At 62.5% G+C, this 21,301-nt stretch carries 19 protein-coding genes and 2 pseudogenes; 10 read left to right on the top strand and 11 right to left on the bottom strand.

Going from position 1 to position 21,301, the window contains the following annotated elements; translation table 11 throughout:
• Positions 1-17 precede the first annotated feature (17 nt).
• Positions 18-740: a sugar transferase gene (locus tag CS1GBM3_RS11135; protein ID WP_244534631.1), complete on the bottom strand. Its 723-nt coding sequence runs from the start codon at positions 738-740 to the stop codon at positions 18-20.
• Between the two features lie 282 nt (positions 741-1,022).
• Here CS1GBM3_RS11135 and CS1GBM3_RS11140 point away from each other — a divergent pair, with 282 nt between their 5' ends.
• Genes CS1GBM3_RS11140 through CS1GBM3_RS11160 form a run of 5 tightly spaced genes read left to right on the top strand, consistent with a single transcriptional unit; the run spans position 1,023 to position 7,817 of the window.
• Positions 1,023-2,705 carry a tyrosine-protein kinase domain-containing protein gene (locus tag CS1GBM3_RS11140; RefSeq protein WP_072395370.1) on the top strand — a complete coding sequence of 561 codons (1,683 nt, stop codon included), beginning with the start codon at positions 1,023-1,025 and terminating at the stop codon, positions 2,703-2,705.
• Between the two features lie 28 nt (positions 2,706-2,733).
• Positions 2,734-4,584, top strand: a complete 1,851-nt coding sequence (locus CS1GBM3_RS11145) for a WecB/TagA/CpsF family glycosyltransferase (RefSeq protein WP_072395371.1) — start codon at positions 2,734-2,736, stop codon at positions 4,582-4,584.
• Between the two features lie 23 nt (positions 4,585-4,607).
• On the top strand, positions 4,608-5,897 hold the full coding sequence (locus CS1GBM3_RS11150; RefSeq protein WP_171946482.1) for a polysaccharide biosynthesis protein GumE: 1,290 nt from the start codon (positions 4,608-4,610) through the stop codon (positions 5,895-5,897).
• Positions 5,885-6,763, top strand: coding sequence for a glycosyltransferase family 2 protein (locus CS1GBM3_RS11155; RefSeq protein ID WP_083567471.1), 879 nt, complete (start codon positions 5,885-5,887; stop codon positions 6,761-6,763). The genes CS1GBM3_RS11150 and CS1GBM3_RS11155 overlap by 13 nt, the downstream gene beginning before the upstream one ends.
• On the top strand, positions 6,753-7,817 hold the full coding sequence (locus tag CS1GBM3_RS11160) for a glycoside hydrolase family 5 protein (RefSeq protein WP_072395373.1): 1,065 nt from the start codon (positions 6,753-6,755) through the stop codon (positions 7,815-7,817). The genes CS1GBM3_RS11155 and CS1GBM3_RS11160 overlap by 11 nt, the downstream gene beginning before the upstream one ends.
• 16 nt (positions 7,818-7,833) lie before the next feature.
• Here CS1GBM3_RS11160 and CS1GBM3_RS11165 read toward each other — a convergent pair whose 3' ends face one another.
• Complete coding sequence (locus CS1GBM3_RS11165; RefSeq protein ID WP_072395374.1) at positions 7,834-9,405, bottom strand: FAD-dependent oxidoreductase; 1,572 nt, start codon at positions 9,403-9,405, stop codon at positions 7,834-7,836.
• 321 nt (positions 9,406-9,726) lie between these two features.
• Between CS1GBM3_RS11165 and CS1GBM3_RS11170 the strand changes: the two genes are divergently transcribed.
• Positions 9,727-11,166, top strand: a complete 1,440-nt coding sequence (locus CS1GBM3_RS11170) for a GMC oxidoreductase (protein WP_072395375.1) — start codon at positions 9,727-9,729, stop codon at positions 11,164-11,166.
• Positions 11,167-11,185: 19 nt separating this feature from the next.
• On the top strand, positions 11,186-11,617 hold the full coding sequence (locus CS1GBM3_RS11175) for a hypothetical protein (protein ID WP_072395376.1): 432 nt from the start codon (positions 11,186-11,188) through the stop codon (positions 11,615-11,617).
• Between the two features lie 8 nt (positions 11,618-11,625).
• On the opposite strand, the gene CS1GBM3_RS11180 is transcribed toward CS1GBM3_RS11175, so the two are convergent.
• The 7 genes from CS1GBM3_RS11180 to CS1GBM3_RS11215 all read right to left on the bottom strand — a co-directional run bounded on the left by CS1GBM3_RS11180 (position 11,626) and on the right by CS1GBM3_RS11215 (position 17,273).
• Positions 11,626-11,964 carry a lipid-A-disaccharide synthase N-terminal domain-containing protein gene (locus CS1GBM3_RS11180; protein WP_072395377.1) on the bottom strand — a complete coding sequence of 113 codons (339 nt, stop codon included), beginning with the start codon at positions 11,962-11,964 and terminating at the stop codon, positions 11,626-11,628.
• Positions 11,949-12,743, bottom strand: coding sequence for a glycosyltransferase family 2 protein (locus tag CS1GBM3_RS11185; protein ID WP_083567473.1), 795 nt, complete (start codon positions 12,741-12,743; stop codon positions 11,949-11,951). Before CS1GBM3_RS11185 ends, CS1GBM3_RS11180 begins: the two co-directional genes overlap by 16 nt.
• Positions 12,743-13,540 (bottom strand): phosphatase PAP2 family protein, encoded by a 798-nt coding sequence (locus tag CS1GBM3_RS11190; RefSeq protein WP_072395378.1) that lies wholly within the window; start codon positions 13,538-13,540, stop codon positions 12,743-12,745. Before CS1GBM3_RS11190 ends, CS1GBM3_RS11185 begins: the two co-directional genes overlap by 1 nt.
• A gap of 3 nt (positions 13,541-13,543) precedes the next feature.
• The gene (locus CS1GBM3_RS11195; RefSeq protein ID WP_083567474.1) at positions 13,544-15,079 is read right to left on the bottom strand and encodes an ArnT family glycosyltransferase; all 1,536 of its coding nucleotides are present in this window, start codon (positions 15,077-15,079) and stop codon (positions 13,544-13,546) included.
• 168 nt (positions 15,080-15,247) lie between these two features.
• The gene (locus tag CS1GBM3_RS19300) at positions 15,248-16,378 is read right to left on the bottom strand and encodes an SRPBCC domain-containing protein (RefSeq protein WP_083567476.1); all 1,131 of its coding nucleotides are present in this window, start codon (positions 16,376-16,378) and stop codon (positions 15,248-15,250) included.
• Complete coding sequence (locus tag CS1GBM3_RS11210; protein WP_244534632.1) at positions 16,359-16,697, bottom strand: ArsR/SmtB family transcription factor; 339 nt, start codon at positions 16,695-16,697, stop codon at positions 16,359-16,361. Before CS1GBM3_RS11210 ends, CS1GBM3_RS19300 begins: the two co-directional genes overlap by 20 nt.
• Before the next feature lie 96 nt (positions 16,698-16,793).
• Positions 16,794-17,273, bottom strand: coding sequence for an Lrp/AsnC family transcriptional regulator (locus CS1GBM3_RS11215; RefSeq protein ID WP_072395381.1), 480 nt, complete (start codon positions 17,271-17,273; stop codon positions 16,794-16,796).
• 132 nt (positions 17,274-17,405) lie between these two features.
• Here CS1GBM3_RS11215 and alr point away from each other — a divergent pair, with 132 nt between their 5' ends.
• Entirely contained in the window at positions 17,406-18,524 is a 1,119-nt protein-coding gene (gene alr / locus CS1GBM3_RS11220) for an alanine racemase (RefSeq protein ID WP_072395382.1), read from the top strand.
• A gap of 32 nt (positions 18,525-18,556) precedes the next feature.
• The gene (locus CS1GBM3_RS11225; RefSeq protein ID WP_072395383.1) at positions 18,557-19,822 is read left to right on the top strand and encodes a D-amino acid dehydrogenase; all 1,266 of its coding nucleotides are present in this window, start codon (positions 18,557-18,559) and stop codon (positions 19,820-19,822) included.
• Between the two features lie 2 nt (positions 19,823-19,824).
• On the opposite strand, the gene ppk2 is transcribed toward CS1GBM3_RS11225, so the two are convergent.
• Together ppk2 and CS1GBM3_RS11235 are read right to left on the bottom strand one after the other, a co-directional pair.
• Complete coding sequence (gene ppk2, locus CS1GBM3_RS11230; RefSeq protein WP_072395384.1) at positions 19,825-20,727, bottom strand: polyphosphate kinase 2; 903 nt, start codon at positions 20,725-20,727, stop codon at positions 19,825-19,827.
• Between the two features lie 183 nt (positions 20,728-20,910).
• Positions 20,911-21,144 (bottom strand): annotated as a pseudogene (locus CS1GBM3_RS11235) (acetyl-CoA C-acyltransferase); the annotation flags it as partial.
• 31 nt (positions 21,145-21,175) lie between these two features.
• Between CS1GBM3_RS11235 and CS1GBM3_RS20120 the strand changes: the two are divergent.
• A pseudogene (locus tag CS1GBM3_RS20120) lies at positions 21,176-21,289 on the top strand (DUF1348 domain-containing protein); the annotation flags it as partial.
• Positions 21,290-21,301: the final 12 nt, after the last annotated feature.

The raw sequence follows: 21,301 nt of genomic DNA on the forward strand, positions 1-21,301 counted from the left end.
CGTTGTTGTGTGTCCGATCAGTTTCCGGTGCCGCGCAGTACTTCAGTCCGAAACGTGGTCCACAAGATGCGAAGGTCGAGAAGCAGCGACCAGTTCTCGGTGTAGGCGATATCGTACGCGATGCGCGCCCGCGCGAACTTGGCGTCAGTCGTGCTTCCCCGGAGCTCGTTGATTTGCGCAAGCCCCGTCATGCCTGGCCGCATGCGGTGACGCTCGAAGTAGGTCGGCACCAGCATTTCGTACGGCATGCCGCCCGCCAGCATGCCCGGCACGTGGGGGCGCGGGCCCACCAGGGACATATCTCCCCGCAGCACATTGATAAGCTGCGGAAGCTCATCCAGGTTCGTGCGCCGCAGGAAACGCCCGAGCGGCGTCACACGCGGATCGGCATCCCGCGTTTGTTTGACACCGGTCACGTCCATGTCGCCGACATACATCGTGCGGAACTTGAGGATGGGAAAAAGATCGCTGTTCAGTCCGTAGCGCTGCTGCCGAAAAAATATCGGCCCCGACGAGGTCAGCTTGATCGCAAGCGCGACCGCGGCCAGCACGGGCGACAACGCGAGCAACAGCGCCGACGAAACGAAGATATCCGTCGCGCGCTTGATCGCGTGCGCGATGCCAACGCTCGCCTCTGGAATTGAAGCATCAAAAGTGATGGTGCCGGTGGGGGTAGGTGACGGCCGGAAGCTCTGCAGTCCGGAATACATTCTGCGCTTGGCGATACTCAACACAGACATGAGACCCCTCTTTCTGCCGCTGAACATACGTCGGCTGGGTGCGCACGCCGATGTTGCGTCGCACTATGGGCTCAATAAGGTGGCGGCGAGCTGAAAAGTTCCAATGCTTGAAGGAGTCAAATGTGAGCTGTTTCGCCGCAGCGCAGAAGCGTGCTAACCGGATTTGTGGGCTAAACTAATCGCCGTTGCGCAACGCGGGCTTCGCACACGCAACAAAGACGGGAACCAACCCGCCCAGGCCACGTTGCGCGTTTCATGTCGAGGCCCGTATTTTTAGGAGAAATGAGCAGAATTGTGCGCCGCACCACCGCGGTGCGCGAGCTCAGTAGCTCCCCAACAACGCCGTTGCCTCTGCTCGAGGCGCTGCGATGGCGCAAGGCAACGATCTTGTCTTGGATCATCATCGGTCTTGCCGTGACCGCGGCGGGGCTTCTGCTCGTGCGGCCGCGCTATACCGCAACCTCCAACCTTTTGCTCGGAGTGAGTTCGGTCGGCGTCGTAAACGGCGGCACGTCACTCCTCGACAGTCAGGTCGAAAACCAGCTCGAAACGCTGAGAGGCGACGGTCTCACACGCTCGGTCGTCGACAAGCTCGGCCTTTGGAACGATGCTGAATTTGCCTGTGTCGATGGCGGGCTCCAACGGATCTTTGCCACCACGACGACGAATACCTGCAAAAAGACAGCGACATCATCCCCCGATAAAGAAGCCGTCCTCGCGCACTTCAAAGATGCGACTTCGATCAAACGGGTCGGCCAAAGCTTCGTGGCCGACGTCTCGTTCACGTCGGGAGATCCGGAGAAAGCGGCACGGGTCGCCAATGCTCTCGCGGCGGCTTATGTCGATTATCGGGCAAACATCCAGAAGCGCGGTATCGAGCAGACCGGAGCGCGCCTGGAAGGCCAGATCACGCGGCTTCGCGAGAAGTCTGCCGCCGCTTCCGCGGCGATCGACAAGCTGAAGGACACCGCTCAGCCGGATCAAGCGCCCCCCGACGACCAGGTGCGCGCGCTGACGACGCAGTCTCAAGCCTATCGCTCCCTTTATCGATCTCTGGTCGAACGCTACGCGAGGTCGGTCCATGAGCACGCGTCTCCCGTCTCCGAGGCGAAACTCGTCAGCGAGGCCAGCGCACCGACGCGGTGGAGCACGCCCAACGTTCCGCTCGCCTTGCTGCTCGGTGCCTGCGCTGGAGGCCTGATCGGCTTAGCTGCCGCCGTGCGCAAGGAATATGTCGCGCGGCCGATCCGGTCTCTGGAGCAGATCGAGCAGAATGTCGGCGTCCCGGCCTTGGGCATCGTGCCCGTCGTGCAGGGGCGCCGCCTTCTCCCACAATCGCATCAGATGCTGCCTCTGCTGCTGCACGATCGCGGCGACGCCTTGCGGGGCATCCGCATTGCCGTCAACGAGCTTTCTCCGCCCAGTACCTGTGTAATCGGTGTCGTGTCGGCCCATCCCGGCGAAGGGAAATCGACCATTGCCTTCAACCTCGCGGTCCTGGAAGCTGAAAGCGGCAAGCGCGTCCTACTGATCGACGCCAACCTTCGCCGCCCCTCCATCGGCAGGGCTTTGCCGCGCGGGACACTGCTTCCACCATTGGAAGGCCGCGCCCAGCTGTCGGATTCGGTCACGCGCAACGAGCTGGGGTTCGATCTCTTGGGCGAATGCTCACCCGAGCCGCCTCAGCATCCGGCTGTCCTCCTCGGGTCCCCCGCCATGCGCGAGTTGATCACCTCCGCGCGCGATCTTTACGACTGCGTCGTCTGCGACCTGCCGAATGTGCTCGGCCATGCCGACGTGCAGGCAGCGGCCGATGCCTTCGACGCGTTGGTTCTGGTCACGGAATGGGGCCGCACGCCCTCGGCAGCCGCCACGCGTGCCGCGCTTAAATCAACGGTGATTTCCGAGCGATTGGTGGGCGTGATTATCAACAAGGCACCACTCGGAAGCAACGTCATGTCCTAAGGAAACCGGCATCAGAAAAGGGGTCTCAATGCGCGTTTTGCACGTCGTACGCCAGTTTCACCCCGCGGTGGGCGGCCTCGAGGCGGTTGTGCATGCCTTGAGCGTTGCGCAGCGACGCGCAGGCATCGAAGCCGACGTTCTGACACTCGACCGCGAGTTTTCAAATCCCCGCGACAAGCTTCCCGCGAGCGATGTCGTCGACGGCGTTCCTGTGCGCCGCATTGCCTACGTCGGCTCGACACGCTATCCGATCGCGCCGAAAGTGCTCGCACACCTGAAGCCATACGATCTGATCCACGTGCACGGCGTGGACTTTTTTTGCGACTACCTCGCCCTGATGGCGCCGTTCCATCGCAAGCCGCTCGTGCTGACAACGCACGGCGGTTTCTTCCACACCGACTTTGCCCGTAACCTCAAGCGCGTCTATTTCAACACCGTCACGCGAACGATGCTCAGACGTTACCGGCGCGTGTTCGCCTGCAGCGCCTCCGACGCGGACACGTTCCGCGCCATCGCCGCCGACCGCGTGCAACATATCGACAACGGCGTCGATATCGGAAAGTTCGCCGGCGCCGGATCTCCCGTTGCACGCCCCTCGCTCGTCTATTTCGGGCGCATCGCGACTCACAAAGGCCTCGAGCACGTACTCGACGCGTTCGAGATCCTGCGCACGCGCATTCCAGCAGTCGAGTTGCAGATCATCGGCAACGACGCCGATGGCACGCTGATCCGCTTGCGCGCCAAGTACGAACGGCTGCTGCACGAGGGATCCGTCACGATCAAGACCGGCCTAAACGACGCCGAGATTGCGCGAACCTTGAGCGAGTGCAGCTTCTTCGTCAGTGCCTCCGAATACGAGGGCTTCGGCCTTGCGCTGGTCGAGGCGCTTTCGGCGGGCCTCGTACCCATCGTCAGCCCGATACCGAGCTTCAAGAAAATCATCTCGGACGCAGGCGTCGGGCACATCGTCGATTTCTCCGATCCAGCGCAAGCCGCGGACGCAATGGCGTCCGCCATCACGGCTTCAACGAGCCGTTACGACGAGCTGCGCACCAAAGCGATGGCGTCGGTCGAGCCCTACGGTTGGCAGGGAACCGAGCAACGCTTCCGCGAGGCGTACGAAGCAATCCTCGGAATTCAACGGCGAACCTTGCTTGGCGTCAACTTCCAGCCCATGACACGCTCCGAAGCGGTGCAGAAGATCGACACTGAATTCGAGCGCGGACAGCCTCTGCACGTTGCCTTTGCCAACGCCCACACGCTGACGCTGGCCCAGCGGGACACCGCCTTCCGTCGCACCTTGGACCGCTTCCTGGTGCTCAATGACGGCATCGGCGTCGACTTCGCGAGCAGGTTGAAATTCGGCAGGTCCTTCCCCGACAACCTGAACGGCACGGATTTCGTGCCCTATTACCTGAGCCGGACGAAACATCGGCTGCGCATCTTTCTCGTCGGCGCACGACCGGAGGTGGTGAGCGAAGCAGCGCGCCGCTTCGCCGTCACGTGGCCCCAGCATCAGATCATCGGCACCTGCGACGGCTATTTCCGCGACGAGGACCAGGTCGACGATCTCTGTCGCGTAATCAAGGAGGTGAAAGCAGACCTGCTTCTGGTCGGACTCGGCAATCCGCTACAGGAGATGTGGATCGCAAAACGCGGCGCAGCCACCGGCGTGCGCCTGCAGATGGGCGTCGGCGCGCTCTTCGATTTCACATCGGGCCGCGTGCCCCGCGCCCCGCCATGGGTCCGGCGCCTGCGCTGTGAATGGATGTATCGGCTGGCCTGCGAGCCGCGCCGGTTGTTCTCCCGCTATGTGGTAGGAGGCTTCCTGTTCATCCGCCACGTGCTTGGCGACCGCCGCATCGGACTTGCACCCTGATGTGGGCGGTCGGCAGAGACAGCGTGTTCGTCTACCCGGCGACCTCGGCGCCGCCCGATATCGTGCGCTTCCGCTTGTTGCCAGCGCTGGTCCTGATCGCGAGCACCGCGTTCAACGCCGGGCTTTCCCTCGTCAACGGACACATCATGCCGGTGCCGACGGCACTCGTGATCGGAACCGAGGCTGCGCTCGTCTCTGCCGCCATGGGCCTCGCATTTCTGGCCTGGAGGCCACAGATGGCGCCGTCTCTCGCTATCATCGCGGCGCTGGCGCTGTTCGCCGTCTTTCGCGGCCTGCTGATGGTCCAACCGGACCCGAAGCTCTTGCGCGACGTCATGCTGATTCCGGTATTCCTGATGCTCGGCATGGCCTTCGACGATCGCGGCCTGGTTCGCACGATCGTCGCCCTGCATACGCTCGTGTTCGCCGTGCTCTTGATCGAGGCGCTTGCCCCGCAGATGTACTCTGACTTGTTCCGCATTCAGGACTATTACATCACGACGCGCGGCAACAAGCTGGACGAATTTTACAATACCGATTCGGAGCTCTTCATCAGCGCAACGCGGCCCAACGAACGGTTCTTCTCCTTCGTCGACGCGCCGCGCCTATCCTCGATCTTTCTCGAGCCGGTTTCGCTCGGAAATTACTGCAGCATCATCACCGCCTTCGTCGGCGCCTGCTACCGGCGGCTCGGATTCGCGGCCTCTGCATATCTCGCCGTCACCACCCTAGCGATGCTCGTCGGCTGCGACGGGCGACTCGCGACCGCGACTTGCGTCCTGCTCATCATTGTGTGCGTCATTGCAACCTGGCTGCCGCGGCAGACGGCGGTTCTGCATCTGCCGCTCGTGCTTGGTTTCGTATTCGCCGTCGTCATCGGCACCGGTCTGAAACCCGGCAACGACGATTTCCCCGGCCGATTGGCGCATACGGTCGCGCTTCTGCGCAACTATGACATTCCCGAATTCCTGGGGCTCTCCAACGAGTACTTGGGCAAGGCGATGGACGCCGGCGTAGCGTACCTGATCACGACGCAATCCCTGCTCGGGCTCATTATGCTTTGGGCCTACATCACGCTCGGCACGCGAGAAGATACGGATGAGCAGATACGTTTCACGCACGCGCTGTCTCTCTATTTGGCGTTGTCTATGATGGTCAGCTACTCGTTCCTGACCATCAAGACCGGAGCCTTGCTCTGGTTCATCCAGGGTTCACTCCAGTCGACCCCCATACGCGCAATAAGCCGCAGGCTTTCGGACACGGAGGAGAGAAAGATGCTGTCTCCCAGGGAGGAAAGCTCATGGGCGAGATGATATCCCTCGTGGTATGCACGCTCGGCCGCGCGGAGCCGCTGCGCCGCTTGCTTGCGTCCCTCGATACGCAGGCTCACCCGCCGCACGAAATCATCGTCGTCGATCAGAACCCGCCCGGTTATCTCGATCCCGTGCTCGCCGAGCACAAAGGGCTTCCGATCCGGCATGTCCGCTCCGAGCGGGGCCTGTCACGCGGGCGCAACGTCGGGCTGAACCTTGCAGAGGGACGCATCATTGGCTTTCCGGATGACGACTGCTGGTATGATCCCGACGTGCTGCAAAAGGTCGGCGCGTTCTTCTCCTCTCGTCCGGATATCAGCCTTCTATGCGGGCGCACGATCGACGCCAGAGGCACGGAAAGCCTCAATCGCTATTGGCCAATAAGCGAGCCGATCACGCGCGCCAACGTCTTCGGCACAGGAAACTCCAACACGATCTTCGTTCGCAGCGCCGTGGTCGCCGCCATCCGGGGATTCGATGAGACACTTGGCGTCGGCGCTAGCACGCCGTTCCAGGCCGGAGAGGAAAGCGACTTCCTCCTGCGGGCTCTCGAGCACCGTCTCCACGGCTACTACGACCGCGACTTCACCATCCGTCACGATCAGGTCAACGAGACGCTCGAGCGGGTGCGCGCCTACTCCATCGGCTTCGGACGCGTCGCGCGTCTGCACAATCTCGGCCCGTCGCTGTTTCTGGCCCGCAATGTCCGCACCGTCATCGGCGGCTGCCTGCGCATGGCCAAGGGGGACTTGGCCGGTGCCCGCCATCGCTATACGTGCTTTGTCGGTTCCATGCTCGGCTACACGGCCCCGCTCGCGCACACCGCGGACACGTCCCAGATAAGAGGAGATCCGCATGGCGCATGAGACGACACGGCGCGCGGTGCTCCGCGGCGGTTTGGCGCTTACGCTTGGCAGCGCCGGTCTAGCAGTGCGCGCAGAGCAGACGCCAGAAAAGCCAAAGCTCGCCTTCGCCGGCGTTAATCTCGCAGGCGCCGAGTTCGGCAAGGTGCCCGGACGCTACGAATACGACTACACATACCCGCAGCCCGCAAACATCGACTACTATGCCGGGCTCGGCTTCAACGTCATCCGCCTTCCATTCCTCTGGGAGCGCTTGCAGCCGACGCTGGGCGCGCCACTTGCCGCTGAGGAGCTCGCTCGCCTCGAGGCCGTCGTCTCGCGCGCTGGCGCAAAAGGGCAATCGGTTATCCTCGATCCGCACAATTATGCGCGCCGGCGCATCGCCGACGACAACTGGAAAACCCGCCCCTTCATCGGCACCAGCGCGGTACCGACAGACGCATTTGCCGACCTCTGGCACCGCCTCGCCGAAACATACAAGAACAACCCGCGCGTCATCTTCGGGCTGATGAACGAACCCGCCGGAATTGCTATAGATCCGTGGTTCGCCGCCGCCCAGGCCGCAGTGGCGAGCATACGCGATGCCGGGGCCTCCAACCTGATCCTGGTGCCGGGCATCGATTTTACCGGCGCGCACTCCTGGCTCTCATCCGGCAACGTCGCAATGGGTAAAATTGTCGATCCCGCCGCCAACCTCGCATTTGAGGTCCACCAGTATCTCGACCGCGACTCGTCCGGCACGACCCCCGACGCCATGAGCGCAACGATCGGCTCGCAGCGCATCCGCGCTTTCCAGAGCTGGGCGCGCGACAACGGCGTCAAGGGATTCCTCGGCGAGTTCGGTGCCGCCGACAACGAGCTATCGCTCGCCGCTCTGCGCGATCTCTGCCAGACGCTCGAGGACAACGCCGACGTCTGGATCGGATGGACGGCGTGGGCAGGAGGATCCTGGTGGCCTCAGGACTACTTCTTCAACCTCGAGCCGACGAAAGACGGAAAGGCGCGAAAGCAGACCGAGATCCTCGCCGAGTACGCGCAACGCATTCCAAGCGGCTGAACCGAGAAACCGAGACTTATGTCCGCAAAGATGCGGCCACCGTGTCTGCGAGCCGCAACGCGAGAGCGACGATCGTGAACGTCGGCGGCTGCCCGGCCCCGGTTGGAAACACCGAGCTGCCGGCAACAAAAAGATTCCCGTAGCCATGCACGCGGCAATCGGCATCCACCACACCCTCGCGCGCGTTTTCGCTCATACGCGTGGTGCCCATGTGATGATTGGACGGCAGAACGAGCGTTTCCCATTCTGCGCCCATATCGTCGCCCCGGATCTCCACGCTGCCGAGCCCATGCCCCTCGATCGCACTCTTGATGGCGTTGAGCGCGGCCAGATGCGTGCGCTTCTCCGCCTCGCCGATCCGCCAGCTGAGCCGTGGCCGACTCATGCCCAATTCGTCCCGCCGCTCGGAAAGCGTCACGCGGTTGTCCCGATCCGGAACAGGTTCGAGCGCTGACTGGATTTCAAAATGCCGCACCAGCGCCGTGGAACGTGTCAGCGACGCAGCGTACGCAAACGACGCGGCTGGCAAAGCCGAAACCACACTCAAAAGCGAGCGCGCCGCCAGTGGCGGACTTTGCGGCAGCATAACCGCCTTGTAGACCGTCTTTGCGATATCGACGCCCGGCGCTTCCTCTCCGATATAGGACGCCATGAGGCCGGAAAAGCATTGCAGGAGCTGGCCCCGCTCCTGCAATGCGTCGGACAGTCCGATACTTCCTGCTACCCGCTCACGCAGCGAGCGGTTGCCGTAATAGTAGCGCACGTCAAAGAGGCGCCGGACGCGTTCCGGCTCCTTCAACCGAACGTGCCCGATCCGGAGCCGCGGATGGTCCATGAAGTAACGGCCTACGGTGTCATGCTGATTGCCGACACCGGCCGCTTCCACCGCATTCGACGCCAGCATCAGCCGTGGGTTCTCGATACCGCCCGCCGCGAGCACAACGATGCGCGCCTCGACAACGCGATCTTGGCCGTCTGCCTTGATACGTACGCCACGCGCAAGCGTCGGCGGATCAGACGTCAGAATTTCGACCACCGGCGCATTGAGGAACAGCTTGATGAGCGGGCTCGCCCGCAACATCGCCAGATACGCATCGTTGAAACGCGTCGGCGGGCTGAGGTGGCTGATCCAAGCTGCGAGGTCACCGGACGTGAGGGCCGCAGGTACGGCCGCCGCATGCCGCTGCCCTCCCGTGCCATCGAATGCGTCGATCTGCAGCATCTCTGCCGCAGCAGGATAGTAAGGTTCGAGGTCGGCTGATGCGATCGGCCAGCCACTGTTCGGAACCCACGACCGCTTGCGGAAGTCCATTTCCGAAAACGGGGTGCACCATCCCCACCAGCAGTTGGAGCTTCCGCCGAGCTGTCGTGTCCGCGAGGCCGCAAGATCATAAGCGAGACCCGAGACCTCGCCCTCGTAATGCGACCGGCCGGAGAACTTAAGTCCCCCCGCTTCGAGCAAAATGCTCGCGATCCCTCGCCTTTCGAGCGTGCGCGCGAGCGTTATGCCGGCTATCCCACCGCCAACGATGCAGACATCAGTATAAAGCTTGGCACCGTCCGGCAACGAGCGCGCATCGATCAACATGTAATGATTATTCCGGGGTTCTGCAGACCAATGCGCTCGGGCATGGACTGAACGGTGTTGTGGCGACAGGAAACCATCGTGAGGCGTAATCGTTCCACCTCTTTGCGCAGCTCATGATCGAGGCGCGCCAACATGATCACGGATATCGATGCATCGAGCACATCGAGAGCTCTTTCTTTTTACGTTTCGTTTGGCATACGCCCGCACCGCGTGGGGGGCATGGAACCTCCACAAATCTGCCGGCGTTCCCGCTCACAACATCACAACAAGTGTTGCTGTCCTTCTAACGCTCGCGAGAGCGCAAGCTGGTGTTGCTGCTGAATGCAAACGAGCTCCCGCGAGACGTACGATCTCATCGTGATCGGCTCCGGATTCGGAGCCCTGTTCTTCCTAGACAGGTTCCTGAAGGCCCGACCCAAGGCGCGCGCCATTGTGCTCGAGTGGGGATCGGCGAATTCCCACGAGTGGCAAGTCAGCAACAACCGCAACTCGCCCATCGCACCTGCCGACGCGCACGTGCAGGTTCCGGACCAAAAACCCTGGAACTATACGATCGGCCTTGGCGGCGGCACCAATTGCTGGTTCGGCCAGAGCCCGCGCCTGCATCCCAATGACTTCTCTCTATTCACGAAATACGGGGTCGGCCGCGATTGGCCCGTCTCCTATGATGACCTGGAGAGGTACTACCTCGAAGCCGAGACGATCATGAACATCTCCGGCGCCGAGGAGATGGCCCAGATCATGCCGCGTTCGGCACCGTTTCCGCAGCCGGCACACCGTGTGAGCTCCGTCGACCGCGTCATGATGAACGCGCAGCCTGATAAGCACGTACCCATCGCCACGGCACGGGCGCGCGTCGCGACGGACGACAGGTCGCGCTGTTGTGCCACCGCCCGGTGCAATCTGTGCCCGGTTGACGCAAAGTTCACCGCGCTGAACGGCTTCAAGCACCTTTTGTCCCACCCGAAGATCGAATGGGTCTTCGGGGCCCAGGTGATGGAGATCGATCACAGCGCCGGTGTCGCGACCGGTGTGCGCTATGCCAAAGACGGTCGAGAAGAGACAGTCGACGGCGATCTGACCGTCCTCGGCGCCAACGGCATTCAGAGCCCCGCCATTCTCCTTCGCTCCAAGATCGATGAAGGCAAGGCGGGTGTCGGCGTCACTGAGCAGCTCGGATTCGAGGTCGAGGTTTTGCTCGACGGTTTAGACAACTTCGACGGCAGCACCATCACGACCGGTCTGAACTTCAGCCTCTACGACGGAGAGTTCCGGAAAGACCGCGGCGCCGCTCTGGTGTATTTCGAGAATCGCTGGAGCCACGGCCTGCGCAAGGAATACGGTCGATGGCGCCAAACGCTGCCGCTTACGATCGCGGTCGAAAACATGCCCCTTGAAACCTACTCGGTCACGTTGGACGTAAACCGCAGAGCGTCCGTCAACCACGGCACATTTTCCGACTATGCCGAGCGTGGACAAAAGGCCGTTCTGGATTCGCTCGAACGGATCCTTACACCCCTCCCCGTTGAACGCATCATCTTCCGAGGCGAGCGACCGACGGAATCTCATATCCAATGCTCGTTGCCCATGGGTACCGACCGGCAGCGATCGATCGTCGATCCCGGCCTTGTCCATCATGGCATCAGAAATCTGATCGTGGTCGGCAGCGCCGTCTTCCCGACGTGCCCGCCCGCCAATCCGAGCCTGACCGTTGCCGCGCTGTCGTTGCGGGCTGCCGACCTGCTGACACGCTCAGCCTAAGAAGTGCGAGGTGCTGACGATGGATCGACGCAACGTCTTGATTGGAGGAACGGCGCTTCTGGGAACGACGGCACTCGGAGGGATTTACGTAGCAACCAGCGAAGGCACAATCCGCGGTTGGATCGAAACCATCATCACACGCCACCTGCCGGGCGTCCGCATCGATCCAAAGGGCCTCACAAGCTTCTCGTCCGAGAAGCTGCGTGAGATCGGAAGCAACCCCAACTACAGGATCTACGCGGCAAGCCTGTCGATGGGCGCCGACATGGCAGCCCTATCGAACGGACTTCGCGAGAAGGTGGACGCCTTCGAGCGAAAAGCAGTCTCCGATTTTCTCCTGCGCTCGAACTTCTTCAACCTCGACGATCCGCGCGCCGAAACCGTGGTCTACGAGGGCCTGAGAGAGGGTCCAGTAGCGTGCCAGAACCCGTTCGCCGTCTTCGATGAATAACCTTACTTTTACGCTGCTGGGCTTAGCGGCACCGACGTGGACGCATCGGGTGCACGCTTCTCCTGCCGGATGAAGAAAAGATTGCGCGCATAGATGATGACGCCAAACTGCCCGAGGATGATGACCGGATCCATCCGGTGCACGCCATAGGCAAAGACGAGCAGCCCACCGAACAGGCTCAGATACCAGAAGGCATCCGGAACAACGGAACGGCGCGACCTTTCCGTCACCAGCCACTGGATAAGCCAGCGCGCCGAGAACAACGCTTGCCCGACAAGGCCAACAGCAAGCCACGTCACCTCGGCCGGCGACAGCGCCGACCACCACGCAATCAGTTTGGCAAACATTTTAGTTCCTCCCGTGAGGCGGACTTGGTGCGCTCGACTCCCGCCAGCGGCTCGCCGAGCGATACGCCCGCGCCTGGCAGCACAGTGCGCTTGATCAGCCAGCGCACGCCGATGAGATCGTAGATGCCGACAATCCCACGGCCGAGATTGGTGTACTTCGAAACGCCCGCACGGCGCGGACGGTCGTTGACCGGCGCGTAGGCCGTTTCATAACCATGCGCCAGCACGAGCGCCGGGAGATACCGATGCATGCCTGAAAAGTAGGGCAGCGAAAGAAACACGTCGCGGCGGATGACTTTGATTCCGCACCCCGTATCCGGACAGCGGTCATCGAGGATGGCATTCCGCACCCAGTTGGCAAACCAGGATGCTATCCGCTTGGACGATTCCGCACGCCTATTGACACGCACACCCCCGGCAAGAGCAACGCGTCCCCGGCCCGCATCAAGCAACGCCAGCAGTCTCGTGATATCGCGTGGATCATTCTGGCCGTCGCCATCCATCGTAGCGATCAGCTCGGCCGTAGCCGCACGGACGCCCGAAAGGATCGCCGCGCTTTGACCGGCACGACGCGCGTGGCCGATATGGCGTAGCTGTGGGACCTCCCGAAGCAGCGCCTGCACCTCCGCCGCCGTCGCGTCGTCACTGGCGTCATCGACAACAACAATCTCATGCAAGAGATCGCGAGGCACGCAAGCCACGGTTTCGCGCACGAGCGCCCCGATGTTACCCGCCTCGTTGAAGGCCGGAATGACGACGGAAAGCGTGCCGCTTTGCATCAGCGTGTCCTCCCCACCATGGCAACGCGGACAAGCGGCGTGAACGGCGCTGATAGCAAAACCCACGTGCGCCGCGGATCGCGCCAGATACCGATGATTGCGATGTGAAGAACGCTCACCGTCAATGCCATGAAGACACCGGCGAACAGCACATCGCTGAAGAAATGCGCGCCCTGCAGGATCCTGACCGCGCCAGCCAACAGGCCGACGAGAACGCCCGCAGCCAGAAGTCCTCGCCGGTATTGCGGCAGGACCAGTGCCAACGCGAAGAACGCGGCAAACATCGACGACGCTTCGCCGCTGATGAAGGAACAGTTGCGCGGACATTCCTCGGAGGGCACCAGCGCCGGCGTGAACGCTTTGTCGCCGCCGAACTCAATGACGTCGCGCGGGCGTGCGCGGCCAAGGTTATCTTTGAGCACGAGATTGGCGACCACGCCCGGCCCCATTACGAGCACGGCGATGAGAAACCCACAGCGGGCCTGTTCGAGACCGATCCACTTGCGCCGGGCGACGACCACGCGAAGCGCGGTAATGACGGCTGCAATCGACACCAGCGCAAAAATCGCCATGAATATGCGGCGGGCAAAGTCCATGGCATCCGTGGGGCACCACGGCCTGCCCGGGACCGTCGCTGGCACGCTGCACGCCTCACGCGCCGCCTGGGAAATGGCAAGGTCAATATCCGGGTTCGCGATAAGGATCGCCGCAAGCGGAGCCGCCAACACAGCTGCGGCGATCAGGAACTCCCGCCTGAACTTGACCTCTTCGGGCGCATGAGGATCGTGGGCGGCCATGACTCAGTCTCCGCGAAAACTGGCAAGCGTTGAGAAATGAAGGATCTTGGTGGCGTGCTGACCGGCTGCAATCACGCGTGATCCGCTCGGTGCCACAGAGGCGAATGCGTGCGTTGCCGGCGATGTTGCGCGAAGGCTGACAAGCAGCACGGGCGTCGGAGAGGACGCCGAGAACGGATGAGCCATTTCAAAGTAGTTGCGTGGCGCGGGGCCACTGCGCCACGAAAGGATCGGCACAGCGAGATCGCGACCGTAGTAGCTGAGCGCCGCCGCAAGCTCGCGATCATCCGTAAGAACCGCGCCAACAGGAGAACCTTTGAGGCGCGCAGCAGCGACTTCGTCCCGCACGGCGTCGCCGAGGGCTAGGTTGCCAAGCGTGCGTGCTAACGGGTCACCGACGCCAGGCAGCGCAAGGCGTCCCGCCTGCCATGTCGCGAGCGCGATCCCGATCGCCACCATGGCGTGGAGCGCAAACGATGCGCGCATCCACGTGAACGCGCGATCTCTGAGCATCACTGCGGTCACCAGGACGACCGCTGCCACGTAGGCTGGCGCGGCCCAGTTCGCGTGCGCGCGCGAGATCAGGGCTTGCGTGGTGACCAAAAGCAGAATCGGCACGGAGAAAGCGAGCAGAAGCCTATCGGCAGCCGCAACCTCGAGAGGTCGCCGCGCCGCCCGCCAGGCGATCACCAGCAGAGCGCCGAACAGGATCGGCCCGAAGACACCGAATTGCGAAAGAACGAACTCTGCCGCCTTGACCGGATGAAACGGTATGCCGCCCCATTGCGCGTTGTCCGCTGTATGGGAGAAGGTCACGAAGCCGTTGGCAACGTTCCAGGCGACGTTCGGTGCGATGAGCGCAAGCCCGCCGGCGAGCGCCAGCCACAAGTGCGGCTGCCTAAGACGCTGCCTATGCTCGCGCGCCACTACAAAGTAAACCGCAGCGCAGACGATGAAGTACGCCATCGCGTACTTGGCGTTGAGCCCAAGCCCAAGCGCGAGGGCAAGCAGCACCGCACCCTGCCACGTCGGGGACCTAAGGAGACCCACGAACGCAAACAGCGCGAGGGCCCAGGCTGCCAGCAGCGGGACGTCAGTCGAAATGATGCCGCTCGACAGCGAAACAGCCGGCAGCAGCGTATAGCCGAGCCCGGCCCAGAACGCCACGCGCTCGGAATAGAGCGGGGCAGCAATGCCATAGATGAGAGCCGCCGTGACCAGATGAAGAACAACGGACGGCAATCGGATGCACGCCTCGCCGTCGCCACACACGGCCGTCGCGCCGCTGATGATCCACGCGATGAGCGGAGGCTTAGAAAAGTAGCCGAGCGCAAGGTCTCGTGACCACGCCCAGTATTGCGCTTCATCCATGTAGAGATCGGTACCGTTAGCAACGAGCGCCAACACGCGCAACACACCGATCACGGCAAGGATGCTCAAAAGAAAGAGGAAGCCCGGATTTCCAAATGCCCATCCAGAGCGCAGCGAACCGCCGCCCGCAGCGCCCACCATACCCCGATACCCGTAGCCAACGCCCATCTCGCGTCCCCCGACGCTCGGCGACCTCAGACGACCGCCCGTCTGAGGTGGCTAGCAATCGAGTACGACGGAGAGGCAACCGATTGGCGACGCTTCGATGACACAGCGCCATGAGATGCGAATGCGCAACAGAGCGACGAGTGCGCCAAGGCAGAGCGGCCGCCGCGCCTAATCTTTGTTCAGGGTCTTGTTGAGGTCGATATCCTGACCCGCGTGCTTCTTGTCCTTGTCGGGCAGGACATCCGCGATCGTGCCGAGGCGTTTCCATGCAGGAGCCGGGGCATCGCCGCTCGCCTCCGCGGGCACATACAAAGACTCTTCAACGAGTTGCATTCGGTGCACGTACCGTGGGCAGTTGGAGAAGACAGACTCGACATTGATCCGCACCACGATCTGCGCGCCAGGATAACGCAACAGAAGCGGGTCATCGTCCGCAAGAGAAGCCGTACCGAGAACGCGCATACGGGCTTGCCGCTCGAAATCGACGAACAGCAGCGCGACCTTCCCCGTCTCGCTAATGTTTCCGATCGAAAGGTACATGCCGTTGCCGTCGTAGTCCGGAAAGGCAAGCGTTCGCTCGTCGATCACCGTCACGAAACCTCGCGCGCCCCCCTTGTAGGAGCACGAGGGCTGTCCATAGACATCGGTTGTCGCGAGGAAGAACATGTTCTGGCGCGTGATGAACGCCGCGTCGGCGGCACTCAGGTGATCGTGAACAAGAACGGCCTCCAACCGATCCGCAAGCCCGCGGGTTTTGAACCGCGCCTGCATATCGCGCTGACTGTCGGAATAGAAATCCGGCCGTTCAACTTCAAAAGGGTGCGCAACCTCGGAGCCTGCGTCACAGGCAACGGCCTCCAGGTGGTCAATGCATTCCGCCCAGGCCACGCGATAGATTTCGGCCGCATCGCGCGCGCCCAGCTTCTCGTGCGTGACCGTAAGCTCCGTGAGGTCCGCGGCAACCGGCCGGATATCCGCGATAACGACCGACGCCCCGCCTTTGAGCGCCGGTATCGGACCATCATAGATCCACGACAGCGCCACGCGGCGATCTTCCGCAAGCTCGAGATAGGTGCCGGAGTATGCATAGGGCCGCCCGTCGCCATGCCGTCCTTCGAGACGGAACCGGCCGCCGCGCCGTACATCCATCGTAACCGACGTCACCGTGTCGGCTCCGGGCGCGAGCCATCGAACGATAAGGCCCGGCTCTGTCCAGGCCGCGTAGATGGCATCCGGCGCGGCGCTGATCTTGCGCACCAGCGTGACGGAAACCGGCTTATTATTTTTTTCTGCCGCCATGCGATCCACCCTGAGTCTCTTTCAGGACTCGTTCCAGTGTGTCGATGCGTTGTTGCCAGAAGCGCTCGTAACCGCCGATCCATGCGTAGGCTTCACCGAGTGCCTCGGCATTGAGCCGGCAGATATGATTGCGCCCGACAACCTGCCGATCGATGAGGCCCGCGCGCTCCAGCGTCTTGACGTGTTTGGACACGGCCGCGAGCGACATGTCGAACCGTGGCACCAACTCGCTGATGTTGTGCGGGCGCTCAGCGAGCAGGCTTATGATTTCCCGCCGCGTGTCGTTCGAGAGCGCATGAAAAAGTGCATCGAGTGGCACGTTCCTATCCTCAACCACACGATTGAATGTCCCACTCCGGCCAGGGCTTGTCAAACTGACTTTGAGGGATCCCCGAAGCACCTTCGATAGCAGGTCTCAATCGCTTCCTCGCTTGGACGCCGATCGCCGTCGCGTGGCGAGGACGTTGCGGATCGAGAAGCTCGAATGAATGCGCGCCACGCCCGGCAGCATGGACAGGATCTCCGTGTGAATGCGCTCGAACTCGGCCGAATTTTCGACCTCGACACGCAGCAGATAATCCGAGCCGCCGGTCATCAGATAGCACTCCTGGATCTCGGGATGCTTGCGCACAGCCGCCTCGAAGCGATTGAAAACGTCCTCGGTCTGCCGCTCGAGCGTGATGTTGATGATCACGGCCATCGTCGTTTCGCTCGCCGACGCACCAACGATTGCCGTATAGCCCCGGATTACACCGCTGCGTTCGAGCGCCCTGATCCGCCGAAGGCAAGCCGAGGGCGACAAACCGGCCTCCTCAGCAAGCTTGGCATTGCTCATCCGCGCATTGAGGCGGAGCAGGCGAACGATGGTGCGGTCAATGGCATCAAGTTGGAGCATGGCAGATTATTCTAATTAATCGCAGCTTATTGCAGAACAGGCGTATAAATGGCATATAAACGCAGAAATAGCTATGAAATTGCTAGATTATTGCGTCATCCTCCACCAAGTGTTCCGGGGAGGCGCAGGATCATGGATGGCGGGTTCGGGGGGCAATTCGATAGCGATACGGCAGCAGGGTTGCTGACCGTCGATCTCGCAGCTTTGCGCGAAAATTACCGAGCGCTCGCAGCGCGCCTTGCGCCGGTCCGCGCAGCGGCCGTGGTCAAAGCCGACGGCTACGGCCTCGGCGCATCTCGCGTCGCTCCCGCGGTTTTCGATGCCGGATGCCGCGACTTCTTCGTCGCCCATTTCCACGAGGCACTGCCGCTCAAGGCCGTCCTTCCGATCGAAGCCCGCCTGTTCGTGCTGAACGGCCTTCATCCCGGAGCGGAAGCACGCTGCGCCGCGGCTGGCATTATCCCCGTTCTGAACTCGCTCGAGCAGCTTCAGGCATGGTCATCGTGCGCGGAAACGTTCGGCCGAGAGCTGCCTGCGGTGTTGCAGTTCGATACGGGCATGTCGCGGCTCGGACTTTCCGAAACCGATGCGCAGGCTCTCGCAACGGAACCCACCCTGCTGCGCGGCATCCACCTGCTGTTCGTGATGAGCCACCTTGCATCTGCCGACGACCCGGACAATCCGCAGAACAGAGAGCAGCTCGCCGAGCTTCACAGATTTGCGGCGCGCTTTCCGGGTATCGGCCTCTGTCTTTCGAACTCGGGGGGCATCTTTCTCGACACTGACTTTCATGGCGCCTTGGCGCGCCCCGGAATCGCTCTCTACGGCGGCGCACCGACGGCCAACTCTCCGAGCCCGATGCGGCCGGTGGTGCGCCTCGACGTTCGGGTTATCCAGACGCGCAACGTTCCAGCGGAAGCACGGGTCGGCTACAGCGGAACGTACGTTGCGAAGGCCGGGACGCGGCTTGCCACCATCGCTGCCGGCTATGCCGACGGCCTTCCCCACGCGCTCAGCAATCGTGGCGCGGCCTACTTCGACGGCACGAGACTGCCGATCGTCGGCCGAGTGTCCATGGACACGATCACCCTCGACGCCTCTGCGCTTCCGACCGGAGCCATGAAGCCGGGAAGCCTCGTCGAGATCATCGGCCCCAACCAGTCGCTGGAGCGGATCGCCACCGATGCCGGAACGATTTCCTACGAAATCTTGACCCGGCTGGGTCGCCGCTACCACCGCCAGTACTGCTGAGCCAACCTACGAGACGCGCAACAGAGGCCACCATGAAGATCGTCATTCTCGGTGCTGGCGTGATCGGCGTGACATCCGCCTATTACTTGGCCAAGGCGGGGCACCGCGTCACCGTCATCGACCGCCAGTCCGGTCCCGCGCTCGAAACGAGCTTCGCTAACGCGGGCGAGATCTCGCCGGGATACGCCGCACCATGGGCCGCCCCCGGCATCCCGATGAAGGCTGCGAAATGGTTGTTCATGAAGCACGCGCCCCTCGTCATCCGGCCAGCCGCCGTGCCTGGCGCTTGGCGCTGGATGGCCGGCATGCTACGCAATTGCACCGCCACACGCTACGCCGTGAACAAGGCGCGGATGGTCCGCCTCGCGGAATACAGCCGCGACTGCCTGATTGCGCTGCGCAACGAGACCGGCATCGCCTACGATCATCGCACGCTCGGAACCTTGCAGCTTTTCCGCACCCAGAAGCAGCTTGACGCGGTCGGCAAGGACATCGAGGTGCTGCGCCAGGGCGGCGTGCCGTTCGAGGTGCTGGATCCGGCTGGCTGCATCGCGGTCGAGCCCGGGCTTGCAGCAGCCCGCCGCAAGATCGTCGGCGGCTTGCGTATGCCGCACGACGAGACAGGCGATTGCTTCAAGTTCGTGAACGAGTTGCGCCGGATCTGCGAGGGCCTCGGCGTCACATTCCGTTTCGGCGTCGATATCAAGGGCCTGCGTCGCGAGGGCCAGCGCATCGTTGCCGTCGAGACAGCGTCTGACTTAATTGAAGCCGACGCGTTCATCGCAGCGCTCGGAAGCTACACGCCCGCGCTCTTGCGGCCGCTCGGCCTGCGCGTCCCGGTCTATCCGGTGAAGGGCTACTCGATCACGCTCCCGATCGCCGATGATACCCGCGCGCCCGTATCCACCGTGATGGACGAGGCCTTCAAGGTCGCGATCACGCGCCTGGGCGATCGCGTCCGGGTCGGCGGCATGGCCGAAATCGCTGGCTTCCGCCTCGACCTGCCGCAAGCCCGCCGCGCAACCCTCGAGCACTCCGTCGAGGACCTGTTCACCGGCGCAGGAGACAAGACCCGCAGCACGTTCTGGACTGGCCTGCGCCCGATGACACCGGACGGTACTCCTGTGATCGGAGGCACACGCTACAAGAACCTGTTCCTCAATACCGGCCACGGAACACTTGGCTGGACCATGGCCTGCGGTTCAGCGCAGCTCCTCGCCGATCTGATCGGCGGAACGAAGCCCGAGATCGAATCCGACGACCTCGGCCCCGAGCGCTATTGGCAGGAAGCCGCCTGAGGTCAGTAAACCTCAGGAACGTACATCTCGTCCGGAACGGGTCCGCGAATATAGTCCGGATTGTGTACGCGCGCGGGAAGAGCGAAAGGCTCGCGCGCGACTTCCCGATAACGAACCTGGTTCAAGAGGTGACGAATGCAGTTGAGTCGCGCCCGCTTCTTATCGTCCGCCTCGACGATCCACCACGGCGCTTCCGGGATGTGCGTCCGCTCGAGCATCGCCTCCTTGGCCTTCGTGTAGGCCTCCCAGCGCCGACGCGACTCGAGATCCATTGGCGACAGCTTCCACTGCTTCAGCGGATCGTGGATGCGCATCTGGAAGCGGAAGAACTGCTCCTCGTCCGAAATCGAGAACCAGTACTTGATCAGCTTGATTCCCGAGCGCACAAGCATGCGCTCGAACTCGGGCACCGAGCGAAAGAACTCTTCGACCTCGGTTTCCGAGCAAAAGCCCATGACGCGCTCGACGCCAGCCCGGTTGTACCAGCTCCGGTCAAAAAGGACGATCTCGCCCGCAGCAGGCAAATGCGGCGTGTAGCGCTGGAAGTACCATTGGGTCCGCTCCCGCTCGTTTGGCGCCGGAAGGGCAACCACGCGGCAGACACGTGGATTGAGGCGCTGCGTGATCCGCTTGATGACGCCGCCCTTGCCAGCAGCATCGCGCCCTTCGAAAAGCACGACGACCTTGAGACCGTCTTCGACGACGCAGTCCTGCAGCTTGATCAGCTCGCGCTGCAGCCTGAACAGCTCGCTGAAATAAAGTTTACGCTCGAGACTGCGCTCCCGGCCATCGAACCCCTCGCCGGACGACCGATCGTCGAGCTCCATCTCCAGCTCTTCGTCGAAGCTGTCCTGAATTTCGGCTTTAATCTTGTGGGAGATCAAGTCGCTGTCACTACTCGACATGGCATCCTCTCAACCGTGCACTTGGGTCTTACCGATACTGAGAGGCATTTGTAGTGAGCACCCTCCCCGTACAAGTCCGGTCACGTTGTCGACGCCCAGTATGACGGTGCAATGACAACCGCATCTGCTCGGATGCCACCCCAGATACTAGACGCGGAAGGAGGCGGCCGCCTCCCTGAAGCACAAACGACGATTGAGCACTGCGCCCGTCGCGTCGATGAGGTGGCCATGCGCGATGGCTCCGCCCTCGACGTTTGTGAGCTCCTCCGGGATGGAGAACTCTTTGGCGATGGCAAGAGGTACAGCCGCGAACGCCTCGTTGATTTCTATGCGCTCGACGTCCCCGAGCAACCAGCCAGCCAGTTCGAGAGCACGGCACACCGCTGGCACGAGCCCGAACAAGTCCGGCCCGACACTCCGACCGCCGAGCAATCGCAGCGCTTGTTCGAGGTTGCGCGCGTTCATCAACGAGCACCCGATCGCCGAAGCCGACCGCAAATTCCGTTGGCCGCTTGGCCGCCGCCCCGACAAGCGACCTGGCCTCAGCCATTTCGGCTTTTAGGCCGAGGTTCCC

Source organism: Hyphomicrobium sp. CS1GBMeth3 (genome assembly GCF_900117455.1).
Taxonomy (GTDB): Bacteria; Pseudomonadota; Alphaproteobacteria; order Rhizobiales; family Hyphomicrobiaceae; genus Hyphomicrobium_C.